Source organism: Mesorhizobium sp. M1143, assembly GCF_040318435.1.
Classification (GTDB): domain Bacteria; phylum Pseudomonadota; class Alphaproteobacteria; order Rhizobiales; family Rhizobiaceae; genus Mesorhizobium.
Genome location: NZ_JAMYMJ010000009.1, coordinates 27,976 through 51,943, shown reverse-complemented (window position 1 = coordinate 51,943; position 23,968 = coordinate 27,976). Strand labels below are relative to the sequence as shown.

Below are 23,968 nucleotides of genomic sequence, written 5' to 3'. Positions count from 1 at the left end.
CGAGAGATCAAGACCTGTATGGCCCTGTCGGCAGGGCAGGAAGACCCTGACTGCGCACACACACCGCGGTGCGGATACCCGCGCCGCAGCTTAGGTTTCATTTTACTCCAGCGGTTCGTCGGTCGGCCGAGGCGTCGTGCCTGCCTGACGAGGACGGCCGGCATTGCGATTTGCAATGCGGCTGTCGAGTGGCGATCTGGACGCTTGCTGGGCGCCAGCGGTCTTGGGTGCCGTCGGCTTGGCGCCGGAATCGCTGTCTTCAGCATCGCGACGGGGATGTGGCAAACCGGCGGCCTCAGGCGATCTGACCGGAGGTGTCGCGGCCGGGTTTGTCGATACGGGTTTGTCCTTGGCCATTTTCAACTCTCGCCTTTTCAGCATGCAGACGGCCGGACAACAAAGTCGGGCCATTGGACAGAACGGTCAGCCGCGCGGGCGCATCACGACTTTGATGCAGCCGTCCTCCTTGTCGCGGAAGGTTTTGTAAGTTCGGGCCCGGCCTTGAGGCCAGCGCGATGGAATGACGGGTCGATATCGCCGTTCTGAACTTTCTGCAGCGATGTCGCGTTCATCCTGGATCGTCGGATCGGCCACCTGTTCGCAACCTATGTCGCCTTTGCCGTGCCATGTGAGGGCCTTCATGTGCTGTTCCTTGACGACAAGCCCTGCGAGCCCGAACTTGGCTTGATGTGAAATGTTCCCGCTTCCAACGAGCATCCGGCCTCAACCCTTGGCGGCCGAGCCGGGTTCGGCCATGCCGCAATGCTGCTCGGCCAGGGTGCCGGCCGGCGTGCCATGCGCCGCTGCAACCTGCAGCTTGTTTTTCCAGCCGCTGATCGCCTGCTGCCACGACCGCATCCCTGATCGCTTCGCAGGGCAGAGGTTTGGCGCAAGCGCAGGATCTGCTATCGCGCCAGCATCGCGGCGACAACGAACACGACGGCGGCAACGACGACAAGCGCGACAATGGCCAGCACCGGGCCGTTTTTACTCGGGGCCGGGGCTCGCTCGTCGTCCGGCCGCCGCATCGCATTGGCGAAGCTTGCTTGATTAGCGAAAGCCGGCGTGCCCGTCGCTGCGGGAACCGGCACGGCGCAGGTGTCTGCTGCTTCGGCATCGGTTTCCATAGGCGCCGCCGCCGGGTCGAATCCCGGCGTCTTGTCCTCTGTCACCCCAGACTGAATATCGCCTCTGTCTTCGGCCGGGTTACGTTCGACGTTCATGATGATGCTCCTGCCGCTGGCGGCCATGGTCGGCAACGCGGCAGATTCGGCAAAGTTCCAGTCTGGCTCGCAATGCCCGCTTACGCACACCGCCGCTCGTTGACCTTGAGCTGGCTCGTTCCAGCCACTCCAACCCAAATTGCCAGTCCGGCTCCCGGCGGCGCGCTGTTTGGATTCCGTGGGAACATCAACAGCGCCAGCGAGTTCGGTATGTGCAGCGAGTTCCCTGTTCGCCGCATGGCCGACTGCCGGAGCTCTTGACTGCCCGCGTCTTCGCTCCTGGAGCGCGGGCCACTCCTCTTAGCCCAAGGTTGCGATCATGAGCAGAAACATTCCGGAAAAGCGGGCCAGGCAGGGTGGCTTGGGGCGACCGGTCCTTGGCGTGCTCTTGGCAGGCCTTGTCTTGGCGCTCGTTGCCTGGGGGATCGCTGAAATCTATGGCGAGCAGGCTAAGACACCGGCGACACAACAAAACAGCCGGGTTCCATCGCCAGATACTTACAGCCCAAATCCTGGCCAAACGGACCCCGCAAACTCCAAGGCCGATGATGTGAATGGCGAACCGGTGGACCGAAATCCCAAGCTCGACAAGGATCCCACGCCGCGATCAAGCACTGGCGGGGATCAGCCAGGAACGCCGCCAACTCAACCTGCTTCGCCATAGCGTTCGCACTAGTTGATAAACACAATTCAAACAGATGCGGAAATGTGGAGCGGCGATTTCAGCCAATTTCAAGAGCCGGGTCTGTCAATAATCGCCGGCGCTCTCTGATAGCTGGGGAAACCTCCGCTGATTCTTACCGCTTGCTGGATGGCACTGGCGGCTCCAGACCGACTGCGCGCTGTGTCACGCCGGCAGACCTTTGCACCTCTGGGCGCTTTTGAACTTGCAAGTCGATGGAATCGGGCAAGCTGGGTGTAGATGATGCAGTCGTCATCTTATCGAGGTCCGGCAGCAACACCATCTTTGCGTAGCGTGGAGGAACCAGATGGCCTCCGAAAACAGCGAATATCCCGCACACGAATAAAGCGAGAAGCAGGGCCGTAAGCACATCTGTGAAAATTTCGACAAATCTCATGTGCTCGCTCCGCGCGTAAGGATCCCGCCGCGCTCTCGACAGTAAGAGCGGCGGGATCCTCAACCGGCGATGAAGGGACTTTGATCGACGGTCTTCTCCTAATGTGGCTTCCGGTTGCGTGTTCCCTGGTTCGGACCTTATCCACCGACTATGGGACTAAGGTCCCGAACCTAAATGGAACCGATGGGGAAGAGCGGAATCCATGTGCCTTTAAGAGGCTTCAACCAGAGGGCACGACGGCTGATCGTCAGCCTCCCGCCAGAGACAGTCCACGGGCGCGCTCGCGCAGCAAGGCAAGCAGTTCGTCGCGCCGTGGCTCCGGCGTGTCGACGGGTAACACCAGACACAAGGTCCTTTTGATGGCGCCGTGGCCGTCGTGGATGGGCGCTGCCATGCACCAGGTGAAGCGGTCCGCCAGAGCGGCGGTCTCGCTGAAACCCTGCCGGTGGGCCAGGGCAACATCGGCAAAGAATTCGGCTGGTGCAATGATGCGGCCGTCGGGAAGCTTGTAGTCGCCAGATGGGATGAAGTCCCTCAACTCTTGCTCGTTCATATGGCCGAGGAGCAGCCGTCCGGATGCCGTCCATGGGATCGGCACCTCGACCCCGACATCGCTTGAGATCCGGAACGGGCCCGGCGAATCTCGGCAGTCCAGAACGACGTATTTGTTGCCACGCAGGCCGCATAGCTGGACCGTCTCGCCTGTCTCGGCGGCCAACTTATCCAAGGTCTCGATGATGCGACGGTAATGGGCGTTGTGATGTGAGTAGGCCCAGCCGAACAGATGCATGGCGCGTCCGAAATAGACGTAACCTTCACCGCCGACGTTTTCGAGCATTTCGGCGTCGAGCAGGCTGTTGACGATCTCGTAGGTGGTCGAACGCGGCGCGCCGATCATCTTGGCGATGTCGCCGACGCGCATTGGCGCGCGGTGCCGCAGCAACGCCTCGAGCAGCATGATGACGCGGTCAATGCCGCGTCGTCGTTCGCCGTTGCGCGGCTCCGCGCCGGCTTCCTTCCCGATCGCATCGTTAGTGCCGTCGCTCATGACCATCCGCCAAAATCATTTCGGTTCTCGTCTCAAGGCGCTTGAAAGATGTCAAGGCTCGGTCTAGCATCCAATTTGTCCGATATACAGACACATTGTCTGAAATACCAGACAAACTAACGAGCCGGACGCAGACAAATCCCGAGAGGACACACGGTTTCCAAGACCCGGCGACCGACGGGTTTCCTCGCCCTTGTTCTGCACGTCGAGGCCACAACCTCTGAAGGGAACAGTCATGATGAAATCACCGTTTTTCGCATCCGCCAGCGCGCTTTGCCTCGGTCTCGTGCTGAGCTTTGGCGTCGCCTCGCAGGCCAATGCTGCCGCCAACTGCATCAAGGGCGACCGCAAGGCGCCGTACACGATCGGCTGGGCCAACATCTATTCCGTGCCGACCTGGATGAAGCAGACCCAAGGCACGATCGAAGCCGAAGTCGAGACCCTGAAGAAGCAGGGACTGGTCGACAAGCTCGTCGTCACCGACGCTCAGGGCGATGCCAACGTCCAGATCCAGCAGATTCAGTCGATGATCGATTCCGATGTCGACGCCATCATCCTGATCGCCGGTTCGTCGACCGCACCGGCACGCGTTCTGGCCGACGCCTGCGCCAAGGGCATCGCCATCATCAACTTCGACAGCCTCGTCGACACCGACAAGGTCACCGCCAAGGTCAACACCGATTCTTCGCAATGGGGCGACCAGGCCGCCAAGTTCCTGATCGACGCCATCGGCGGCAAGGGCAAGATCCTGATCCTCAATGGCCCCGCCGGGGTTTCGGTCAGCGATGACAGGCGCAAAGGCGCCGACGCTGAGCTCAAGGCCCATCCCGACGTGACGGTGCTTGCCGAGACCAACACGCCCTACAACGTCGCGCCGGCACAGGAAGCCGTCACCAGCCTGCTCTTCGCCAACCCCGAGATCGACGGCATCCTGTCGCTCGGCGGCGCTCTGTCGGCAGGCGCCGTGCTGGCCCTCGACAAGCAGGGCCGTGAACAGGTGCCGATCACCGGTGAGAACGCCCGGCAGTTTTTGGAACTCTGGAAAGAAAAGGGCTTGAAGAGCTGGGCGACGATGCAGCCGAACTGGCTCGGCGCCTTCGCCACCTACACCGCCGTTCAGGCGCTGGAAGGCAAGGATGTGCCGGCTTTCGTCAAGATTCCGCTGCCGGTGATCGACAATTCCAACATCGACGAATACCTCGCCCGGGCCAAGGACTTCCCGGCTGACGGCTACATCTTTTCTCCTTACGATGAGGAGCTGTTCAAGAAGCTGCTGGCTCAGAAATAAGCCTGAAGGGTTGTAGCGTTGACAACCATGGCTCCGCTGCTCGCGGCGCGCGGGGTGTCGAAGTCTTTCTTCGGCAACCCCGTCCTGCGCGACGTTTCAATCGCTCTCCAGCCGGGCCGCGTGCATGCGCTGCTCGGCGAGAACGGCGCCGGAAAGTCGACCTTGATCAACCTTTTGTCCGGCGCCTTGAGACCGGATGGCGGGACGATCGAGGTCGATGGACGCGCGGTCTCACGCATGACGCCAGCTGTTGCGCGGCAGGCCGGCATCGCCGTCGTCCAGCAGGAACTCAGCCTGACGGCCAGTCTTTCCATCGCCGAAAATGTTGGTCTCGGCGCCTATCCCAAACGGTTCGGCCTGATCGACTACCGCGAACTCGCTGCGCGGGCGAGGGCCGCATGCGAACTTGTCGGGCTGCACGAGCCGCTGTCGACGCCGGTCGGGAATCTGTCGCTCGGCCGCCGCCAAATGGTGGAGATCGCCAAGGCGCTCTACCGCCGGCCGCGCGTGCTCATTCTCGACGAACCGACATCGTCGCTATCGGCAACCGAAACCAAAATCCTCACCGATCTGCTGCAGCGGTTGCGCGGCGAAGGCATCGCCATTCTCTACATCTCGCACCGACTGAACGAAGTCATGGCGCTGTGCCAGCACGTCACCGTGCTGAAGGACGGCACCTGCACGGCCGACCGCACCCTGGAAGGCACCGACGCCGCCGGGTTGGTTCGGCTGATGGTCGGCCGCGATCCCGGTGATCTTTTTCCGCAATGGCAGCCTTCCAGTTTGCTTGCCGACGCTATCTCCGTCCGAAATCTTTCGGGCGGCCTGATGCGCGACGTCGATCTGGATATCAAAACGGGCGAAGTGCTTGGCATTGGCGGCCTGGTCGGGCAAGGGCAGGAAGATCTGCTGCTCGGTCTCTACGGCGCCATTCCGGCACGGACGGCGTCGGCGACCGTCAACGGCGCCTCCGGCCTGCCCGGCGGCGTGCCGAAAGCCAACGCGCTGGGGCTGGCCTATGTGCCCGCGGATCGCAAGCGCGAGGGCCTGCACCTGATCCATCCCATCATCACCAACATGATGCTGCCCGCCTTTGCCAGGCTGCCGGCGCTGAAGCTGCGCAGCCGCCGCGCAGAGCGCGAGACGGCCAAAAGCCTTGCCGCCCAACTCGGCATCAAGGGTCACCTCGGCCGGGCGGCGCAGGCTCTATCGGGCGGCAACCAGCAGAAGGTGGCGCTGGCGAAATGGATGCCGCACGACCCGTTGGTGCTTCTGCTCAACGATCCGACGCGCGGCGTCGACGTCGAAACCAAGCGTGAGATCTACATGATGCTTCGCAATTTCGCCGCCGCCGGCAAGGCGGTCGTGCTGCTCAGTTCCGACACGCCCGAACTCGTGCACCTTTGCGACCGTGTAGCCATCGTCCGCGAAGGCCGCATCGTCGCCATGCTGGCGCGTGGAGCGCTGAGCGAGGAAGCCATCGTCTCCGCGGCGATGGGCGCCGAACAGCGGAAGGTTGCGGCATGAACACATCTTCCTCCGCCCGGCAGACCGGCGCGCTCTACTGGCCGGTGCAACTGCGTCGCAATGTCGGCGTGCGCAGCCTGTTTGCCGTCGTCCTAGTGTTTCTCATCGCCTATGGCGTCCTCTTTCCGGGTCTGTTCACGGCGTCCGGCTTCGCCAAATTCACGCAGAGCTGGTTTCCATTGGCTCTGGTCGCGATGGCGCAGGCGATCCTGATGCTCACCGGCGGCATCAGCCTGGCCATCGGCGCGACGGTCAGCTTGGGCGCGGTCATCGCCGCGACGACGATGGCCGGGCCGCTGGGCGTCGCCGGGGGCACTGCCGCGGTGGCGCTGACGGGCCTCGGCATCGGGGCGGCGACCGGCTTCATCGTGGTACGGCTTCGGCTGCCGGCCATCGTGGTGACGCTTGCCGGGTCGTTCATCATCGGCGGCGCCGCACTGCTGATCCTGCCGCGGCCCGGCGGCGCAATCCCGGCGTGGCTGTCCGACCTGCTTGCCGGCAACACACCGGCGGCATTCGTGCTGCTGGTGCTCATCGTTCTCCTGTGGAAGCTCTATCTCGCCACGCCGCTTGGCTTGAGCCTCTATGCCGCCGGCGAGAATCCGGTCGGCGCCTATCGCTCCGGCGTGCCGGTCGACGGCGCGCGCATTGCGGCCTATGCGATCAGCGGTCTGCTCTCCACCGGCGCCGGCTTGTTCGTCGCCGCACAGACCGGTTCGGGCGACCCGGTCATCGGCGCCGCCTTTACCCTGAACTCGATTGCCGCTGCGGTGCTCGGCGGCATCGGCTTCCTCGGCGGCCAGGGCACGATGCGCGGCGCGCTTGCCGGCAGCCTGCTGCTCAGCCTGATGATCAGCGTCATGTTCTTCCTCGGCTTCACGCCGGTCGCACAATATGTGGCCCAGGGCCTGATCATCATCGGCGCGGTCGCCATCCCGCAATTCCGCAAGGCACAGCAATGACAGCATGGAATGACAGCGCGGGCGGCAAACGCGCCCTGACGGTCCTGCGCAGCCGGCCGTTTCTCACCGTTGCCATCGTTGCCGCGGTCTGGATCGTGGCGAGCTTCGTTTCGCGCGGCTTCGGCGCTTATGGCCATCTGCGCTATCTGGTGGAGCTCGGCGCCGTCATCGGCCTGGTTGCCGCGGGCCAGACTTTTGTGGTGATCGCCGGCGGCATCGACCTTTCCGTCGCGGCCATCGTCACGGTCAGCGCCGTCAGCCTGCCGCTGCTGTCGTGGCAGGTGGATCCGACCGGCATCACCGCCATTCTTGCCGTTCTGGTGCTGACTACGGCAATCGGCCTGGTCAACGGGCTCGGCGTCGCTTTGCTGCGCGTCCACCCGATGATCATGACATTGGCCATGGCGACATTCTTGCAGGGTCTGTTGATCATCATCGCCGGCGGCAGCGCCGTGACCGCCGAGAACCCGCTGGTCCACTGGCTCGGCAATGGCCGGCCGGCCGGCATTCCCGCTGGCGTATTGTTGTGGGTGGTCGTCTCGGTGATCGTGCTGACCACGATGCATGCGACATCGCTCGGCGCCCGGATTTTTGCCATGGGCGCCAACCCGCTTGCCGCGGCGCTGTCCGGTGTTCCGGTCACGTCCACGACGCTTGCGGTCTACGGCATCAGCGGCTTCTGCTCGGGACTTGCCGGCGTGCTCGTGTTGGGCATGAACGGACAGGGCTATGTCGGCATCGGCGATCCCTATCTGCTCGCCTCGATTGCCGCCGTGGTCCTCGGTGGCACCTCGATCCTCGGCGGGCTTGGCACCTATGCCGGCACCATCCCCGGCGCCATCCTGCTGGTCACCATCACCGCGCTGATCACCGTCGTCAACGCATCGCCCGGCTGGCGCAGCATCCTGTTCGGCTCGCTGATCCTCGGCCTGCTGCTGCTCTCAGGCCGGGAGCAGGCGCGCCGATGACACATCGTCGAGCCGATAGATGCGCCTTGCGTTGCCGAAGAACAGCGCCGTCTGCTCGTCGGCGGAAAAGTCCGCTGTGATGGTTTTGAAGCCGTCATATATGTCATCGAACGAGGCATGCAGGCCGGCGACCGGAAAGTCGCTGCCGAACATGGCGCGACCGGTGCCGAAACAATCGATGCAATGCAGGACGACGGGCTTCAGGCTGTCGAGCGTCCAGTCATGATCGTAGGCGACCAGATCCGATATTTTGATGGCGACGTTGTCGCATTGCGACAGAAGCCGCAGCCCGTCGCGCCACACCTGCATGCCATCGGCGTCGCGGTCGATCGGGCTACCGCAATGGTTGAGCACGAATTGCTGATCGGGGAAGGCCCTGGCAAGCAGCCCCGCGTCGGCGAGCTGGCGCGGAAACACCATCATGTCGAAGGCCAGCCGATGCTGGCCAAGCAAGGCAAGCCCGGCGCGCCAGGCCGGATCGTCCATGATGCCGTCACGGGCCGCAAAACGGCGGGCAGGGTCGGGATCCCAGCTCAATATGTCGCGCACGCCGGCGACACGCTCGAACGCGGCTTGCGCTTCGATCAGCGCCGGCGCCTGGCGATCGGCGAGCGGCACGTGAACGACATAGCGGGCGGCGACGCCGCGCGATTTGTCGAGTGTTTCAAGCCAGCGCGTTTCTCCGATGCAGTCGCCACTCGCCCAGCCGGCTTCGACATGGACGGTGGCGATGACATTATGCCCTATGGCATCGCGCGCATAATCCCCGGGCAGATAGTTCCGCCGCAAGGGGCCAAGCTCGCCGAGGCCGCCGCGCTCGCTGGCCGTGGCGGCGAGCCAGGGATGCCGTCCCAGTCTGAGATCCCAAAGATGATGATGGGCGTCGATGATCGGTCCGGCGTAAGGTTCTGGCACGTATCTCTCTCAGGCTGTGACCGGCGATCGATTCTGGCTTCGTTCTGCGACGGTGAAAGGGTTAGCATCGGATGACTGAAAACTCACCGGTTCCAGCCCTTTCGGTGCACGAAAATTTTCAGCTCGACGACCGCATCCGCGGCGTGCCTCCCGGCACAACCGGGCTTGACAGCAGCCTTGTCGCGGCCGAGCACTGGCATCCCGCCGATGGACGCATGGCGCTTCCGGTGCTGACCCTCGACGAGGCGGCCTTCTCCGCCAATCGCGACCTGTTCCTGCGCTATGCGCGCGAACACAATGTTGAGATCGCTCCGCATGCCAAGACGCCGATGGCGCCCGACCTTGCCCGGTCGCTGGTCGAGGCCGGCGCATGGGGCACGACGGTCGCCGACATCAGGCAAGCGACAGTGATGCTGAAGGCCGGCTTGACACGGCTGATCATCGCCAATGAGGTTGGCGGAGCCGGCGGCGCCAACCGGCTGGCGGTGCTTGCTGGTGCCTGGCCGGATGCCGAGGTCTATGTCTTTGCCGACTCGGTCGACGCCGTGAACGCGCTTGCCGAGGCCTGGCGCGCCAATGCGGCGCTGCCGCTGCTGCGCGTGCTGGTCGAACTTGGTGCGGGCAGGGCGGGCGCCCGCACCACCGCGCAAGCCGAGGCCATCGCCGATGCGATCACGGCTGCCGGCGGGCGGCTGCTGATCGCCGGCGTTGCGACCTATGAAGGGGCGGCGGCGCAACCCGAGCCCGGTCGCACCGATGAGGTGATATCCGGCCTGCTGGCAATGACCGCCGACATGTTCCTGCGGCTGCGTGCCCGCGTCGGCGGCGACGCACCGCTGATCGTCACAGCCGGCGGCTCCGCCTTCTTCGACCAGGCGGTCGCGGCGCTTGCACCCCTCGTTTCCAGCGACGGCAACGCAACGCTGGTGCTGCGCAGCGGCGCCATCTTCTTCCACGACCACGGCACCTATGACCGTTCGCTCGGCGCCCTCGATGCCCGCAAGGGTTTTGCCATAGGCGGCATCAGCGCTTCGGCGCGGCATTCCTTTCGCCCTGCGCTACGCCTGTGGGCCGAAGTGCTGTCGCGGCCGGAGCCGGGCCTTGCCATCTGCGGCATGGGCATGCGCGACGTGTCGTTCGACCAGGGCTTTCCAACGCCGCTCACCGTCTTTCGTGCCCGCAAGCCGCTGCCGATGCCGGCGGCGCGCGCCGAGGTGGTCAAGCTCAACGACCAGCATTCCTTCCTGTCGATTGCGCCGAGCGACGACATCGCCGTCGGCGACGTCGTCGAATTCGGCATCTCGCATCCCTGCACCTGCCTCGACCGTTATCGCGTGATCTTCGGCGTCGACGCCACCGGCCACGTCCGCCACGCTTTTCCCACCTGGTTCGGCTGACCAGATCCCCCAAAAAGAGAACGTCGAAAGGATCCGATATGATCAAGTATTTTCAGTCCGGCTCGCGCATGTCGCAGGCAGTCGTCTATGGCGGCCTCGTTCACATAGCCGGCCAGGTGGCCAACGATCGCAAGGCCGGCATCGAAGGCCAGACCAGCGACGTGCTTGCCAAAGTCGAGGCGCTGCTGGTCGAGGCCGGCAGCAGCAAGTCGAAGTTGGTGGCGGTCAACATCTTCCTGCCGCAGATCGGTGATTTCGAGGCCATGAACAGCATCTACGATGCCTGGATCGATCCTGCCCGCCTGCCGGCGCGGGCCTGCGTCGAGGCGCGGCTTGCCGACCCTGATCTGCGCATCGAAATCACCGCGGTCGCGGCGGTCTGACCATGCACACCGGCCTCGCCCACACGCTCGATTTCGACCGCGACGGCAAGACGCTCAGCCATCTAAGCATTCCGTTCTCGATCGATCGCTCGCCCTACTTTCAGGTCAAGGTGCCGATCTGCCTCATCAGCAATGGCGACGGCCCGTCACTGCTTTTGATGGCCGGCAATCACGGCGACGAATATGAGGGCGAGCTGTCGCTGGCAAAACTGGCGCGCCGGCTCGATCCGAAGCGGATCAAGGGCCGCATCACCATCATGCCGATGGCCAACGCCCCTGCGGTGATGGCCGCCAAGCGCTGCTCGCCGCTCGACGGCGGCAATCTCAACCGGGCCTTTCCCGGCGACCCCTCGGGAACGCCGACAAGCCGGCTCGCCAATTTCCTTGAGACGGAGCTGTTCCCCCGTCACGACGTCGTCTTCGATATCCATTCGGGCGGCACGTCGATGGAGCATCTGCCGACCGCGCTGGTCGAACGCAACGCCGATCCCGAGCGCCACCGGCGCGGCGTCGAGCTGATGCGCACGCTCGGCATGCCCTACGGCTTTATCGCTGACAACGGCCAGGCCTCGCCAACCTCGATGGGCGCAGCGCGCCGCGCCGGCGCCGTCGGCGTCAGCGGTGAGTTCGGCGGCGGTGGCACCGCAACGGTCGATTCGATGGCGATCACGGCCCGCGCACTCGACCGTCTGATGATAGCAATGGGTGTGGTCGGCGCGCCGGTTCTTGGCGCTGGCGAAAAGCCTTCGGCGCCGACAAGGCTGCTGTCCCTGTCCAGGCACAGCCAGGGCCTCTATGCCACCCGCCGCGGCTGGTTCGAGCCCGCCGCCAGGCTCGGCGACAGTGTCACTTCAGGACAATTGGCCGGCTGGTACCACGATCTCGAGCGGCTCGATGTTGCCGAGGAGGCCCTGCATTTCGCCGAAAGCGGCTTGGTGCTGTCGCGCCGGCTGCACACGATGTGTGAGGCGGGCGACTGCCTAATGCAAGTCGCAGAGCCGGTCGACGGGTGAGCCAAAGGCAGAGGATATTCCATGCAGCAACTGTCCATGTGGACCTATCCCTGGGACATCCAGGATCTCGGCCTGGAGACGGTCGAACGTGATCTTGTCGGGCGCGCCGGGCTCAACATGATCAGCCTGGCGACATCCTATCATGCCGGGCGCTTCCTGCAGCCGCGCAGTCCGCGCCGCAAGGCCTATTTCCCTGAGGACGGCACCATCTATTTCAAGCCGACCGCTGCGCGCTGGGGAAGTCTAGCCATCCAACCCAAGGTGGCTGACGTGATCACCGAGGGCGGCGACGTGCTCGGTCAGCTCATCCGCCGTCGCGGCGCGGGCGGGCTAGGCGTTTCGTGCTGGACGGTCTGCCTGCACAACACCCGCCTGGGCATGCTGCATCCGCAGGCCGTCACCCGCAACGCCTTCGGCGACGCCAACTACTACAATCTCTGCCCGTCCCATCCCGATGCGCGCGCCTATGTCCGCGCGCTGATCGCCGACATCTCGCACAGCTATCGGCCGGACCGGATAGAACTTGAAAGCCCGTCCTTCATGGGCTTTGCCCATGAATACCATCACGAGAAGGACGGTGTCGGGCTGACGCCGGAAGACGATTTTCTTTTGTCTCTGTGCTTCTGTCCGTCCTGCGTCGCCCGTGCGGCAAAAGCCGGCATCGATGCCGAGGCGGCGCGTAAGCTCACCAGGCAATGGATCGTCGAGACCTGCGAGCGTGCGGTGCCTGAGCGGCGCTTTCCCGATTTCCCCGCCTGCGGCCTCGACGCCTTTGCGCCGTGGCCGGAGCTCCATGCCTATCTCTTGTGGCGATTCGAGCCAGTGACCAGCCTGGTCGCCGAACTGCGCGAGGTAGCCGATCCCACGACGCGGGTCGTCATTATCGATCTGAAAGACGGCTGGCTTGGCGGTTGCGATCTGGCAGCGCTGGGCAAGGTCTGCGACGGGGCGATCCTGTGCGCCTACGACATGCAGGCCGGCGATGTCGCCAGCCTGATGGCGGCCGGCCGTGCGGCACTGGGCGCGGACAAATTCCTCGGCGCCGGCTACCGGCTGTTCTATCCGGAAATGGCCCGCCCCGACATCCTCGCGGCCAAGGTGAAGCCGGCGCTGGCGCCCGGTGTGGACGGCGTCAATTTCTACAATTACGGCCTCATTCCAGCCGCGCGGCTCGACTGGATCCGCGCTGTTCGGCAGTCTTGAGCCAGCCGGCCAATGCTCGTGGCCACGAGGCGTTGAGGCCGGATTCGGGCGCGAGCGCTGCCGGGTTAATCAAATCAGCGAAACCTGAAGCCATCCATGGTGTAATCCGGGTAGGCGTCCATCGTGTCTAATAGGTCGAACAGGTCAGGTGTGTCCGCCAATATTCCTGACAGAACCAGCACCGTGGCCACGCCGGCAGCAAGTCCGCCGGCGATGTCGTGTTCGACGCTGTCGCCGACGCAGACCACAGTGCTGCGGTCTGGATTGCCTGCCACCGCTAGCGCAGCGCCGAATATAGTGGGGTAAGGCTTGCCGATACGCGTGACGCTACCACCGAGGTCCTCGTAGAGATCCGCCAGCCGGCCGGCGCCGAAGCGCGGCCCCACTGCCGTTAGCATGATCTTGTCAGGGTTGGTGCAAAAGCATGGCACCTGCCGCACCGCAGCCGGCGCAAGAAGCCGGCGATAGTGCTCAAGATCGTAGCGGTCGCCCTCGCTGGCCGAAATCAGCACCAGCCCGGCATCGTCACCGTCCTTGGTCAATGCGAAGGGCAGACCTTCGATCGCCGAGCGGTCATCGTCGCGGCTTATCAACAGGCATTTCGTGTTTGGCAGTAGCTTTCCGGATACCGCCATGTCGTGGAAGAACTCCCACGCGACCTCGCCGGAAGAAACAAAATGGTCCCAGCTTCCCGGTTGGAAGCCGAGCTTTAGCAGCCGGCTCTCGTTAGGCCCCGCCCGCTTGCCGGAGTTCGAGATCAGCACAATGGTCTTGCCGGCGCGCTTCAGCGCCGACAGTGCTTCCACCGCCCCTGGATAGGGGCTGGCGCCGTCATGGAGCACGCCGAACTGATCGAGCAGGAAAAAATCATAGCGCTCGGCCAGCTGGTTGACGCCGTTGAGGTGTTCGACTGTTTTCGCGCTCATAGAAGCCCCGCCGCGCTTGCGCCCGTCAGCGCCAGCCGCGCCGTGCCGGCGGCGGCTTCGTGCGAAAGCGCCGGCAGGAAATCAACACCAAGTCTGCGCTGCCGGATCGCCGTCCAGGCGGCATTCGCCGCACCGCCGCCGACGCTTCTGACCGACGTCAGCCGCGGCGCGCCGAGCTCTGCGAGCCTGTCATAGCCGAGCGCCTCGATCGCGGCGATACCCTCCAACATGGCTTTCAGATAGTCGGCGTCCTCCACCGGTCGCGGCACAAGACGCGGCGGCAGTGCCGGATCGGCGATCGGAAAGCGTTCGCCTGCAGTGGCAAGAGGATAGTAGTCGAGGCCGGTCTCGGTCATCGGGTCGATCGCCATGCTCAGCTCGACGATGCGCGCCAGAGGGAAATGTTGTGTCAGCACCTTGCCGCCGGAGTTCGATGCGCCGCCCGCCAGCCAGACATCTCCAAGCCGATGGCTGTAGATGCCGAAGCGTGGCGCCGAGATAGGCCGGTCGGACAGGATCTTGACGGTCAACGACGACCCCAGCACGGTGACGCCGTCGCCTATTGCGGCAGCACCTGTCGCCAGGAACGAGGCGCAGCCATCGGTCGTTCCGGCGACGACGGCGATTTCGCGCGGTAAGCCGAACATATCCGCGGCATCCGCGGTGAGCTTGCCGACGACATCGCCCGGCCTGGCGACACCGGGCAGCAACTCCATGCGCATTTCGGTCGCCGCAATCCAGTCCGGCCAGCAGCGGGCCGTGGCGTCGTAACCGGTTTTCAAGGCATTGTTCTCGTCGCTGACATCGAAGCGACCAGAGAATTGTCCCGCGATCCAGTCCGCCTGATGCAGCACCGCGGCAACACCGGGCGTGCGCTGGAACCAGAGCGCCTTGGCGAGACCGGACGTCGCCCCAAGTGCGGCACTGGTCGCTGGGGCTTCGCGAGCGATCGCGACCAGAATGGCGTTGTCGGCGACCGTATCGTTGTACATCAGCGGCTCGGCCAGCGGCCGCCCGGCGGCGTCGACCGGCAGCAACGTACCTGAAGTGCCGTCAACAGCGATCGATCGGACCGCTGTTCGGTCGATGCCCGAAAGCAGCTCCGCCAGCGCTGCGCCGACCGCTGACCACCACACTGCAGGGTCGCGGGCATTCCGGCCAAACAACTCGAGCGAAACGGCGGAACGCGCGGCAATGGAAAAATCCGGACGCATGGCGACCGCGCGCGCGCCGGACGTGCCGATGTCGATGCCTATGGCAAGCGGCGTGTCAGCGGCTGGCGGCATTGAGTTTCTGGCGATACTTCTCGGCGTCCCAGTTGACCAGTTCATCGTTCTCGGCGGCGGTGAGGTAGTTCAGCCGCGCTGCAATGTCGATGCGTGCCGTCACGTCGGCAAGGCAGCGTTGCATGGCGTCGGCGCCCGCACTGGCATCGCCGCGCATCAGCACGCCCAGCCCGGGAAACAGGATCGCCACGGGGTTTGTACCGCACCGCTCGATGACGCGCGGCACATCCTCACCGGGCTTTGCCACCACCGCCCCCCGCCCCAGAAAGATGACGTGATCGGGGTAGAGGCTGCCCCCCGACGCCATGCGGCGGCTTTCGGGATCGAGGGCGACCGCATGCGCCTCGATTTCCGCCGGCAGCCTGTAACCGGTTTTCCCGGCCAGCGCCGCCAATGCCGCAACATCCGGTTCCGCCACTTGGCGCGCCGGCCGCGCCAGAAGCAGCGTGACGCGGCGCAGCAGCACTTCGGCCTCGGCGACGGTATCGGCCGCGACGACCAGCCCGTGATTGGCAAGGATCAGCACGTCGACCCCAGCCCGAAGCCGCTCGGCAATACCCTGGGCAAGCGGCAGGCCTGGCCGGAAATAAGGAACATACACCCATTTGAGACCATCAAGGCGTCTGGCGCCTTCCACCTCGCAATCGGCCTGTACCGCCAGCGAAATGGTTTCGACGCAATGGACATGCAGAACGACGCGCTGCGGCATCAAAGCATGAACGGTAGTTTCAATCGAAGGGCGCAGGCCCCGGGCGTTGAGTGTCTCGATGGCGAAGATCTGCGGCTGGTCGGCGGCGCTGTCGCGCTGTTCGACAGCCCTGAGCAGCGGCGTCATCGCCACCGGCACCATGATATCTTCGGAGAGCGCATCCTTCAGCCATGTGCCGGAAGCCTTGATCCACAGCGTGTCGCCGGCTTTCAACGAGGTGTTGCCGCCGGCGGCCTGGGTCAGATTTGGATTGCGCCCGATGCTGGCTGAAAGCGCCCGCAAGGCAGCCATTTCCTGCGCATCCGCATAGGTCGCCATGGCGCATTTCCTCTATCAGCTCCGCCAGCCTCGCAGCTTCGGATACCCGTCGTGGGATGTTGATGTGTATCGCAGATGCGAGCGACTTACGTCAATAGTGATCTAATGTCATCAAAGGTTCTTGCAATCGGAAAGATGTTGAGTAAGTTACGTCAAATGCCGTGGCAAAAACGGCTCCTGGGAGGAAAAACGATTGAGCGACTCCGGCCGCCAGCGTCAGATCGTGGAGTTGCTGCGGGATCGCCCCTTCGCGTCGGTGCGCGAACTGCAGGAGCAGCTCGGCGTGTCGGCGGCGACAGTGCGGCGCGACATCGACAAGATCGACGAGGCCGGTGAAGCACGGAAGGTCTATGGCGGCATCTCGGCGCTCGACGGTGCTTCACAGGCGGGTGTTGCCTATGCCAGGCCCTATGACGAGAACCGCGACCTCGCGGTCGAGGCCAAGCGGCAGATCGCCGCTCTCGCGGCCACGATGGTGCGCGACGGCGATGCGGTCATCGTGCATGGCGGTTCGACCTGCTTCCACCTCGGGGTCAAGCTCGCCGAGCGCAGCATCCGTCTCTATACGAATTCGATGCCGCTCGCGGCCTATCTGAGCGACCACGGCCATTGCAGCCTGACCGTTGCCGGCGGCGATCTGCATCGTGAGCCGGGGATCATCCATTCACCGACCCAGGCGGAGCCGTTCTACGCATCGAAGTTCTTTCTCGGCGCCCAAGGCCTTGGCCAGGAGGGCGTGCTGGAATCGCACCCGCTGCTGGTCCGCTCCATCGCCGATCTCAGCCTGTGTGCCGACCAGATCGTGGTGCTGGCCGACAGCCGCAAACTGTCGATCCACGCCCGTAACATCGCGCTGCCCTTGTCGCGCATCGGCACGCTGGTGACCGATGACGGCCTGTCCGACGTCGACGCGCGCATGCTGGAAGACGCGGGCGTCATGGTGCGCATCGCCTCGGCTTCGGGAGCCGTCCAGTGAAGATGGCCGTCCTCGATTTCGGCAAGACCAATTCGAAGCTGTTCGTCTTCGCTCAGGACGGGCGCATCGTCGACGAGCGCCGGACCCGGCCGAACTGGATGCGCAAAGATGGCTTCAGCGTGCTTGATGAGGCAGCACTTCACGATTGGGCGGTTCGCGCCGTTAGCGAGGCCGCCGACATCCATGGCGTAGAGGGCGTGATGGTGTCGGGCCATGGCTGCACCTTTGCCCTGGTCGACGAGGCGGCGCTGACGCATCCGATACTCGACTACGAGCAAGAGCCGCCGGCTGATATTGCCGCGCAAATTGATCGCCTCGTTCCGGATTTCACCGAGACCTTCTCGCCGCGATTGCCGCTCGGCTTCAACTACGGCCGCCACATGCTGTGGCTACAGGCGGTGCAACCCGGTGCATTCACGGCGGCGAAATCGATCCTCGGCTATCCACAATACTGGAGCTGGCGGTTTGGCGGCCGGGCGGTCTCGGAAGTGTCCTATCTCGGCTGCCACTCGCATTTATGGGCGCCGCGCAAGCGCGACTTCAGTTCGCTGGTCGACATCGAGGGCTGGCGCGACCGGATGCCCGCTTTCGAGCGGGCGGGCTCGGTTATCGGCGAGCAACGCCTCGGCGATACGAAGCGGCGGATCGCCATCCACAATGGTGTCCATGACAGCAATGCCGCGCTCCATGCCTATCGTCGGCAGGAGCTTGGCCCGGTCACCGTCGTCTCGACCGGCACCTGGGTCGTCGTGCTTAATCCGGATTGCCTGCTCGACGCGCTCGATGGCCAGCGCGACATGCTGGTCAATGTCGATGTCGACGGCGGCCCTGTGCCGACCATCCGCTTTATGGGCGGGCGCGAATTCGCCACGATCAGCGACGGCTGGCAAGGCGCGATCGCGCCGGCGGCAGTGCAGCGGGTGATCAACGCCGGCAGCATGGCGCTGCCGAGCTTCGCGCCGGGCGGCCCAATGCCCGGCCGCGCCGGCAAATTGGTCGGCCGCATGCCAAGCGCCGAGGAACGCGCAGCCGTGGCGCTGCTCTACGTCGCGCTGATGGTCGACCTCTGCCTCGACCAGATCAATTCGGACAACACCGTGATCGTCGATGGCGGACTGAACGCTGGCGGCCTGCTCGCCGGGCTAGTGGCGCAACTGCGTCCCAGCCAGGCCTTCCTGCAAGGCGCCACACTGGAGGGCAGCGCCACCGGGGCGGCGGCGCTTGCCTTCGAGACCGTCGGCCGCGAATTTGCCGCGGAAGTGCCGGAGCCCGTGCGTGCCGCAAGCTTCACCGGACTTGCCCGATATCGCGACACATGGCGTGGCCTCATCGGCGAGCAGGGCATCCCCCGCGCGGCAGCGGGAGGCGCACGGTGATCGTCGCTGCTCAGGCCGAAGTCACGCGCCAGCCAGTGCTGGAAATGCGGCACATCTCGAAGACGTTCGGGCCAGTCCGCGCCTTGCAGGACGTGTCGCTGACCGTCCATGCCGGCGAAGTCCATGCGCTGATGGGTGAAAACGGTGCCGGCAAGTCGACTTTGATGAAGGTGCTGTCCGGCGCCTATCGGCCTGATGCCGGCGGCGAGATACTGATTGACGGCGTGCCGGTCGCCACCGGCGACCCGATCAAGGCGCGGGCTCACGGCATTGCGGTTATCTATCAGGAACTGTCGCTGGCGCCCAACCTGACGGTCGCGCAGAACATCTTCCTCGGCAATGAGCCGAGGCGTTTCGGCATCGTCGACCGCGACCAATGCTACCGGCGCAGCAATGAGATCATCAAGCGTCTCGGCGTGTCCTTCTCCGCACGGGCCCAGGTTTCCAGCCTGTCGCTCGGCGAGCGTCAGCTGGTCGAAATCGCCCGCGCGCTTTCGACCAGCGCGCGCATCATCGTCATGGACGAGCCAACCACCTCGCTGACCTCGCGCGAGACCGACCGTCTGTTCGAGGTCATCGCGACGCTGAAGTCGCAAGGCATCGCCATCATCTACATCAGCCACCGCATGGAAGAGGTCTACCAGTTGGCCGACCGTGTCAGCGTGCTGCGCGACAGCGGCTATGTCGGCACACTCGAGCGCGCCGAGCTGAACGCCTCGCGCCTCGTCTCGATGATGGTTGGCCGCGACCTGTCGGCTTTTTACAGGAAGGATCATCGCCCGCCGGACAGCAAGCGCGCGGTCGCCTTGTCGGTGCGCGGCATGGCGGACGGCAATCTCCTGAAGAACTGCTCCTTCGAACTGTACAAGGGCGAGGTGCTGGCTCTGGCTGGCCTTGTCGGCTCGGGCCGCACCGAACTCGCGCGACTGATCTTCGGCGCCGACAGACGCATCGCCGGCACGCTGGAACTCGACGGCAAGCCAGTAACCATCGGCTCGCCAAGCGAGGCACTGAATGCCGGCATCGCCTATCTCACCGAAGACCGCAAGGAACTCGGCCTGTTTCTCGACATGTCGATATCCGACAACATCAGCATGGGCGTGCTGGCCAGGGATGCGCGGCCCGGCGGCTTGCGCGATTTCAAAGCCGCCGAGAGACGTGCTGCCACGGCCGTTTCGGATCTCTCCATCCGCACCAGGTCGGTACAGGCCAATGCCGGTTCGCTGTCGGGCGGCAACCAGCAGAAAGTGTTGCTTGCCCGCCTGCTCGAGACCGAGCCGCAAGTGGTCATCCTGGATGAACCGACGCGCGGCGTCGATGTCGGAGCGAAGTCGGAAATCTACCGGCTGATCGACAATCTCGCCAAAAAGGGCATCGCCATCCTGATGATCTCCAGCGAACTGCCGGAGGTGATCGGCGTTGCCGACCGCGTGCTGGTAATGCGCGACGGCACGATTGCCGGCGAGGTTACGGCGTCCAAAGACCAGCCGCTGCGCCAGGAAGCAATCATGGAACTTGCAACGGGAGCGGCCAAGGGATGACCGACAAGGCGACCGAGATCAGTGGCCAGGTTGTCGGCAGGAGCCGGCGGTTGCGCACCGCCTTCGCCGCCCTTGGCATGCTGCCGATCCTGATCCTGCTGGCGGTCGGCTTCCAGTTGATGAACGCGCGCTTCTTCACCCAGACCAATTTGCTGATCGTCATGCAGCAATCGTCGATCAACATCGTGCTGGCAGCGGGCATGACCTTCGTCATCCTGACCGGCGGGATCGACCTGTCCGTCGGCTCGATACTTGCCGCCTCGGCGATGGTGGCGGTGATGGTGTCGCTGGTGCCCGATTGGGGACTGCTGGGCGTGCCGGCGGCCATTCTCGTCGGCCTCGGCTTCGGCGTCATCAACGGGCTGCTGATCGCCTATATCAGACTGCCGCCCTTCATCGTCACGCTGGGGTCGCTGACCGCTGTGCGCGGCGTCGCCCGCCTGCTCGGCCAGGACACCACGGTGTTCAACTCGGACCTGCCGTTCGACTTCATCGGCAACGGTTCGCTGTTCGGCATTCCGTGGCTGGTCATCATCGCCTTGTCGATCGTGGTGCTGTCCTGGCTGGTTCTCAAGCGCACCGTGCTCGGCACCTGGATCTATGCCGTTGGCGGCAATGCCGAAGCGGCGCGGCTGACCGGCATCAAGGTGCCGCTGGTGCTGCTCTTTGTCTATGGCGTTTCCGGCCTGCTGGCCGGCCTTGGCGGCGCCATGTCAGCGGCCCGGCTCTATGCGGCCAACGGGCTGCAGCTTGGGCAGTCTTACGAACTCGACGCCATTGCCGCGGTCATTCTCGGCGGCACCAGCTTCGTCGGCGGCGTCGGCTCGATCTGGGGTACGCTGATCGGCGGCCTGATCATAGCGGTGCTCTCCAACGGGCTTATCTTGGCCGGTGTCTCGGACATCTGGCAGTACATCATCAAGGGATTGGTCATCATCGTGGCAGTCGCCCTCGACCGCTACAGGCTCCAGGCAGGAGCGAGAACGTGATTGACCTTGGTCGCCGGCGTAAACGACCGGTTTGTGTAACGCACCGTGAGAGGCGCGGGGCAATTGGAGGAAAGCAATGAAGACCATCGCTAAACTGCTCTGCGGCGTCGCACTCGCGGCCGCCGCCATCGCGCCCGCATCGGCCAAGGACCTCAACAAGGTCGGCATCTCGGTCGGCCTGCTCGGCAACCCCTTCTTCGTCGCCACCATCAAGGGCATCGAGGACGCAGCCAAGAAGATCAACCCGAAGGTCGAGGTAACCTCAGTGTCGGCCGACTACGACCTCAACAAGCAGGTCTCTCAGGTCGATTCCTTCATCGCCGCCGGGGTCGACGTGATCATGCTCAATGCGGTCGATGCCAAGGCGATCGGCCCGGCGGTGAAGAAGGCGCAAGCAGCGGGCATCGTCGTTGCCGCCTTCGACGTCTCGGCGCCAGGCGCCGACGTCACCGTGATGACCAACAACGTCAAGGCCGGCGAAGAGGCCTGCCAGTATCTGGTCGACCACACCGGCGGCAAGGGCGACTACGTTATCCTCAACGGCCCGGCGTCGTCGTCGATCCTGGAGCGGGTGAAGGGCTGCAAGGACGTCCTTGCAAAACACCCCGACATCAAGATCCTCTCCGACGACCAGAATGCCGAAGGCTCGCGCGACGGCGGCCTGAAGGTCTTCCAGTCGCTGCTCACCCGCTTCGACAAGATCGATGCGGTGTTTGCCATCAACGATCCGACGGCGATCGGCGCCCAGCTTGCGGCCAAGCAGCTCAATCGCTCGGAGTTCATCTTCACCGCAGTGGATGGCGCTCCCGATATCGAGAAGGAACTCGCTTCCGGCACCTCGATGATCAAGGCCTCGGCTTCGCAGGATCCCTACGTGATGGCTGGCCAGTCGCTGACGATGGCGGCTGAGCTGCTTGCCGGCAAGAAGCCGGCGGAGCCGACCGTGCTGCTCGACCCGAAGCTGATCACGGCCGAGAACCTGAAAGACTACAAGGGCTGGACCGCAGCCCGCTAAGCCTCCCAAGGCCGATGCGGCCGGGGCAACCCGGCCGCAGCTCAATTCCAGAAACGGGAGACGATCATGTCGCGCATCGGTATTCATTCCTTCGTCTGGTCGGCGAGTTCGGCGCAAGGCGACCTCGAACGCACGCTGGCCAACACCAGAGAGGCCGGCTTCGACCTGATCGAGTTCTCCTATCTTGACCCGGCCAATGTCGACGTTGGCGGGTTGGCCAGGCGCATCGCCGACCTCAAGCTCGGCGTCGCGATCAGCATCGGCCTGCCGGCCGACGGCGACATTTCGAGTGCCGACAAGGCGGTTGCCGCGCGCGGCGTCGAGATCCTCAACGAGACGATCGCGCTCACCCGCGATCTCGGCGGCCAGAAGATTGGCGGCATCCTCAGCACCAGCCACGGCTTGCAGACGCAGGCGCCGACGCGCGATCAGTGGAACCGCAGCGCGGGGACACTTGCGAAGGTTGCGGAGACGGCCAAGGCAGCCGGCGTCACGCTCAATCTGGAGATCGTCAACCGCTTCGAAAGCAATCTGCTCAACACCGCTTCACAAGGCCTGGCCTTCATCGCGGACACCGGCTCCGACAACATCTTCCTGCATCTCGATACCTTCCACATGAACATCGAGGAGGCCGATGTCGGACTGGCTATCCGCCATGCCGCTGACAAGATCGGCTATGTCCATATCGGCGAGAGCCATCGCGGTTTCCTCGGCACCGGTAATATCGACTTTGCCGCCATCTTCGATGCGCTGACCGCAATCGGCTATAGGGACGACCTCAGCTTTGAATCCTTCTCGTCGAAGATCGTCGACGAGAACCTCTCACGGAAGACCGCGATCTGGCGCAATCTGTGGGCCGACAATATGGAACTGGCCCGGCATGCGCGCGCCTTCATCTCAATCGGGCTGGAGACGGCGCAGCGCAAGGCAGAGCTTGTCGCATCGAGACATCGTCCTTAGCAGGAGCGCGCTGCCAAAGCGCCAATGTTGTCGTTCATCCGGCCCGCGCGTTACGTGCAAGGAATCGACGTCGGAGGCGCTGAGTGTGGCGGAGGCAGTCGAGCGGGGTGACGCTGACGAGAGCTTTCTGATTTTGGCTCACGAAACGCAATAAAATCAACATCTTCATACGCCCTCCGGGGCCATCCGATCTCCATACTGGACGGGGATGACGTTTGACACAGCGCGGCGGAAGGAAGCAGGATGGCTGATAGAGTCGACATCGCATAATGATGTCACTATATAGCGGCGGCTTCGACCGTGTAGCTGTGGCGGTGTACCACGAAGCAGCAGAAAATGTGTTACGCGTTGTGATCCCTATTGTGATACAAATCGGCCGTCGACAGCAGGAAAAGATCGTAAGAACAATAGCATAGAGCCGAAGCCGATCCCGGCCAACGTACCACTCTATCAAACAATCAGAACGTGCTCATTGAACCCTTCCCTTCATTCGGCTCTTCGGACCTCCGACAAGATCAACTTGCCGGGCGAAGCCGATTCGGTTCGAATGGCAGCATGCATCCTTTACCGGGTGCGGACGTTTACGGTTACCAACCGGCATAGCCGCCAGGGAAAAGCAGTATGAGTGAACATGCGATCGAGTTCTTGCGCGGATGGATCGGTGAAAAGGTCCACTGCCAGCACTCGCCGGTAAAGATCGAGAAGCAGGCCGAGACCCTCGCCAAGGAGTGCGCGGCCAAGGCCGCTGAGGTCGGCATTCCGCTGGAAGATATCCAGGAAGAAGTCGGCGACATCCAGGAACTGATCGCATCGCGGCTCGAAGAGGCGGCCGAGGCCGACCAGAGCAACGCGGCCAAACCGTGACG

The 23,968-nt window shown here is 64.0% G+C and carries 21 protein-coding genes and 2 pseudogenes; 15 read left to right on the top strand and 8 right to left on the bottom strand.

All coding sequences use genetic code 11. The annotated features are described in order from the left end of the window. Positions 1-423 precede the first annotated feature (423 nt). The 4 genes and pseudogenes from NKH35_RS32020 to NKH35_RS09740 form a co-directional block, all read right to left on the bottom strand. Positions 424-557 (bottom strand): annotated as a pseudogene (locus NKH35_RS32020) (glutathione-dependent formaldehyde dehydrogenase); the annotation flags it as partial. A gap of 166 nt (positions 558-723) precedes the next feature. Continuing rightward, positions 724-837: pseudogene (locus NKH35_RS09750) on the bottom strand (SDR family NAD(P)-dependent oxidoreductase); the annotation flags it as partial. Positions 838-905: 68 nt separating this feature from the next. Next, positions 906-1,223 (bottom strand): hypothetical protein, encoded by a 318-nt coding sequence (locus NKH35_RS09745; protein ID WP_031196696.1) that lies wholly within the window; start codon positions 1,221-1,223, stop codon positions 906-908. 1,326 nt (positions 1,224-2,549) lie between these two features. Beyond that, complete coding sequence (locus NKH35_RS09740; RefSeq protein WP_023686799.1) at positions 2,550-3,350, bottom strand: IclR family transcriptional regulator; 801 nt, start codon at positions 3,348-3,350, stop codon at positions 2,550-2,552. Positions 3,351-3,585: 235 nt separating this feature from the next. On the opposite strand from NKH35_RS09740, the gene NKH35_RS09735 reads away from it, so the two are divergent. The 4 genes from NKH35_RS09735 to NKH35_RS09720 are packed head-to-tail and all read left to right on the top strand — an operon-like array spanning position 3,586 to position 8,095. Next, the gene (locus NKH35_RS09735; RefSeq protein WP_023748647.1) at positions 3,586-4,638 is read left to right on the top strand and encodes an ABC transporter substrate-binding protein; all 1,053 of its coding nucleotides are present in this window, start codon (positions 3,586-3,588) and stop codon (positions 4,636-4,638) included. Between the two features lie 27 nt (positions 4,639-4,665). Beyond that, entirely contained in the window at positions 4,666-6,165 is a 1,500-nt protein-coding gene (locus NKH35_RS09730) for a sugar ABC transporter ATP-binding protein (RefSeq protein WP_197031278.1), read from the top strand. Beyond that, positions 6,162-7,127 (top strand): ABC transporter permease, encoded by a 966-nt coding sequence (locus tag NKH35_RS09725; RefSeq protein WP_023686801.1) that lies wholly within the window; start codon positions 6,162-6,164, stop codon positions 7,125-7,127. Before NKH35_RS09730 ends, NKH35_RS09725 begins: the two co-directional genes overlap by 4 nt. Continuing rightward, positions 7,124-8,095: an ABC transporter permease gene (locus NKH35_RS09720; protein ID WP_023748645.1), complete on the top strand. Its 972-nt coding sequence runs from the start codon at positions 7,124-7,126 to the stop codon at positions 8,093-8,095. Before NKH35_RS09725 ends, NKH35_RS09720 begins: the two co-directional genes overlap by 4 nt. Here NKH35_RS09720 and NKH35_RS09715 read toward each other — a convergent pair. Then, on the bottom strand, positions 8,069-9,010 hold the full coding sequence (locus NKH35_RS09715) for an amidohydrolase family protein (protein ID WP_023735735.1): 942 nt from the start codon (positions 9,008-9,010) through the stop codon (positions 8,069-8,071). The genes NKH35_RS09720 and NKH35_RS09715 overlap by 27 nt on opposite strands. 71 nt (positions 9,011-9,081) lie before the next feature. On the opposite strand from NKH35_RS09715, the gene NKH35_RS09710 reads away from it, so the two are divergent. The 4 genes from NKH35_RS09710 to NKH35_RS09695 are packed head-to-tail and all read left to right on the top strand — an operon-like array spanning position 9,082 to position 13,006. Continuing rightward, positions 9,082-10,407, top strand: coding sequence for an alanine racemase (locus NKH35_RS09710; protein WP_031198959.1), 1,326 nt, complete (start codon positions 9,082-9,084; stop codon positions 10,405-10,407). Between the two features lie 38 nt (positions 10,408-10,445). Beyond that, positions 10,446-10,790, top strand: a complete 345-nt coding sequence (locus NKH35_RS09705) for a RidA family protein (protein ID WP_023670576.1) — start codon at positions 10,446-10,448, stop codon at positions 10,788-10,790. A gap of 2 nt (positions 10,791-10,792) precedes the next feature. After that, positions 10,793-11,803, top strand: coding sequence for a succinylglutamate desuccinylase/aspartoacylase family protein (locus NKH35_RS09700; RefSeq protein WP_352914294.1), 1,011 nt, complete (start codon positions 10,793-10,795; stop codon positions 11,801-11,803). A 21-nt stretch (positions 11,804-11,824) separates the two neighbouring features. After that, positions 11,825-13,006: a hypothetical protein gene (locus NKH35_RS09695; RefSeq protein ID WP_352914292.1), complete on the top strand. Its 1,182-nt coding sequence runs from the start codon at positions 11,825-11,827 to the stop codon at positions 13,004-13,006. 74 nt (positions 13,007-13,080) lie between these two features. Here the strand turns inward: NKH35_RS09695 and NKH35_RS09690 are convergent, their stop codons facing one another. Genes NKH35_RS09690 through NKH35_RS09680 form a run of 3 tightly spaced genes read right to left on the bottom strand, consistent with a single transcriptional unit; the run spans position 13,081 to position 16,245 of the window. Continuing rightward, on the bottom strand, positions 13,081-13,932 hold the full coding sequence (locus tag NKH35_RS09690) for a TIGR01459 family HAD-type hydrolase (RefSeq protein WP_023834038.1): 852 nt from the start codon (positions 13,930-13,932) through the stop codon (positions 13,081-13,083). Next, the gene (locus NKH35_RS09685) at positions 13,929-15,218 is read right to left on the bottom strand and encodes an FGGY-family carbohydrate kinase (RefSeq protein WP_031204117.1); all 1,290 of its coding nucleotides are present in this window, start codon (positions 15,216-15,218) and stop codon (positions 13,929-13,931) included. The genes NKH35_RS09690 and NKH35_RS09685 overlap by 4 nt, the downstream gene beginning before the upstream one ends. Next, positions 15,202-16,245: a class II aldolase/adducin family protein gene (locus tag NKH35_RS09680; protein WP_352914288.1), complete on the bottom strand. Its 1,044-nt coding sequence runs from the start codon at positions 16,243-16,245 to the stop codon at positions 15,202-15,204. The genes NKH35_RS09685 and NKH35_RS09680 overlap by 17 nt, the downstream gene beginning before the upstream one ends. A 193-nt stretch (positions 16,246-16,438) precedes the next feature. Between NKH35_RS09680 and NKH35_RS09675 the strand changes: the two genes are divergently transcribed. The 7 genes from NKH35_RS09675 to NKH35_RS09645 all read left to right on the top strand — a co-directional run bounded on the left by NKH35_RS09675 (position 16,439) and on the right by NKH35_RS09645 (position 23,966). Continuing rightward, a complete protein-coding gene (locus tag NKH35_RS09675; protein ID WP_352914286.1) occupies positions 16,439-17,221 on the top strand; it encodes a DeoR/GlpR family DNA-binding transcription regulator in 783 nt (260 codons plus the stop codon). Next, positions 17,218-18,597, top strand: a complete 1,380-nt coding sequence (locus NKH35_RS09670; RefSeq protein WP_023834035.1) for an FGGY-family carbohydrate kinase — start codon at positions 17,218-17,220, stop codon at positions 18,595-18,597. Before NKH35_RS09675 ends, NKH35_RS09670 begins: the two co-directional genes overlap by 4 nt. Positions 18,598-18,641: 44 nt before the next feature. Next, the gene (locus NKH35_RS09665) at positions 18,642-20,138 is read left to right on the top strand and encodes a sugar ABC transporter ATP-binding protein (protein WP_050587408.1); all 1,497 of its coding nucleotides are present in this window, start codon (positions 18,642-18,644) and stop codon (positions 20,136-20,138) included. Continuing rightward, positions 20,135-21,127 carry an ABC transporter permease subunit gene (locus tag NKH35_RS09660; protein ID WP_023701287.1) on the top strand — a complete coding sequence of 331 codons (993 nt, stop codon included), beginning with the start codon at positions 20,135-20,137 and terminating at the stop codon, positions 21,125-21,127. The genes NKH35_RS09665 and NKH35_RS09660 overlap by 4 nt, the downstream gene beginning before the upstream one ends. A 76-nt stretch (positions 21,128-21,203) precedes the next feature. Beyond that, on the top strand, positions 21,204-22,142 hold the full coding sequence (locus NKH35_RS09655; RefSeq protein WP_023670567.1) for an ABC transporter substrate-binding protein: 939 nt from the start codon (positions 21,204-21,206) through the stop codon (positions 22,140-22,142). Positions 22,143-22,208: 66 nt separating this feature from the next. Next, positions 22,209-23,102: a sugar phosphate isomerase/epimerase family protein gene (locus NKH35_RS09650; RefSeq protein WP_023681847.1), complete on the top strand. Its 894-nt coding sequence runs from the start codon at positions 22,209-22,211 to the stop codon at positions 23,100-23,102. A gap of 621 nt (positions 23,103-23,723) precedes the next feature. Then, on the top strand, positions 23,724-23,966 hold the full coding sequence (locus NKH35_RS09645; RefSeq protein WP_023670565.1) for a DUF768 domain-containing protein: 243 nt from the start codon (positions 23,724-23,726) through the stop codon (positions 23,964-23,966). Positions 23,967-23,968 lie beyond the last annotated feature (2 nt).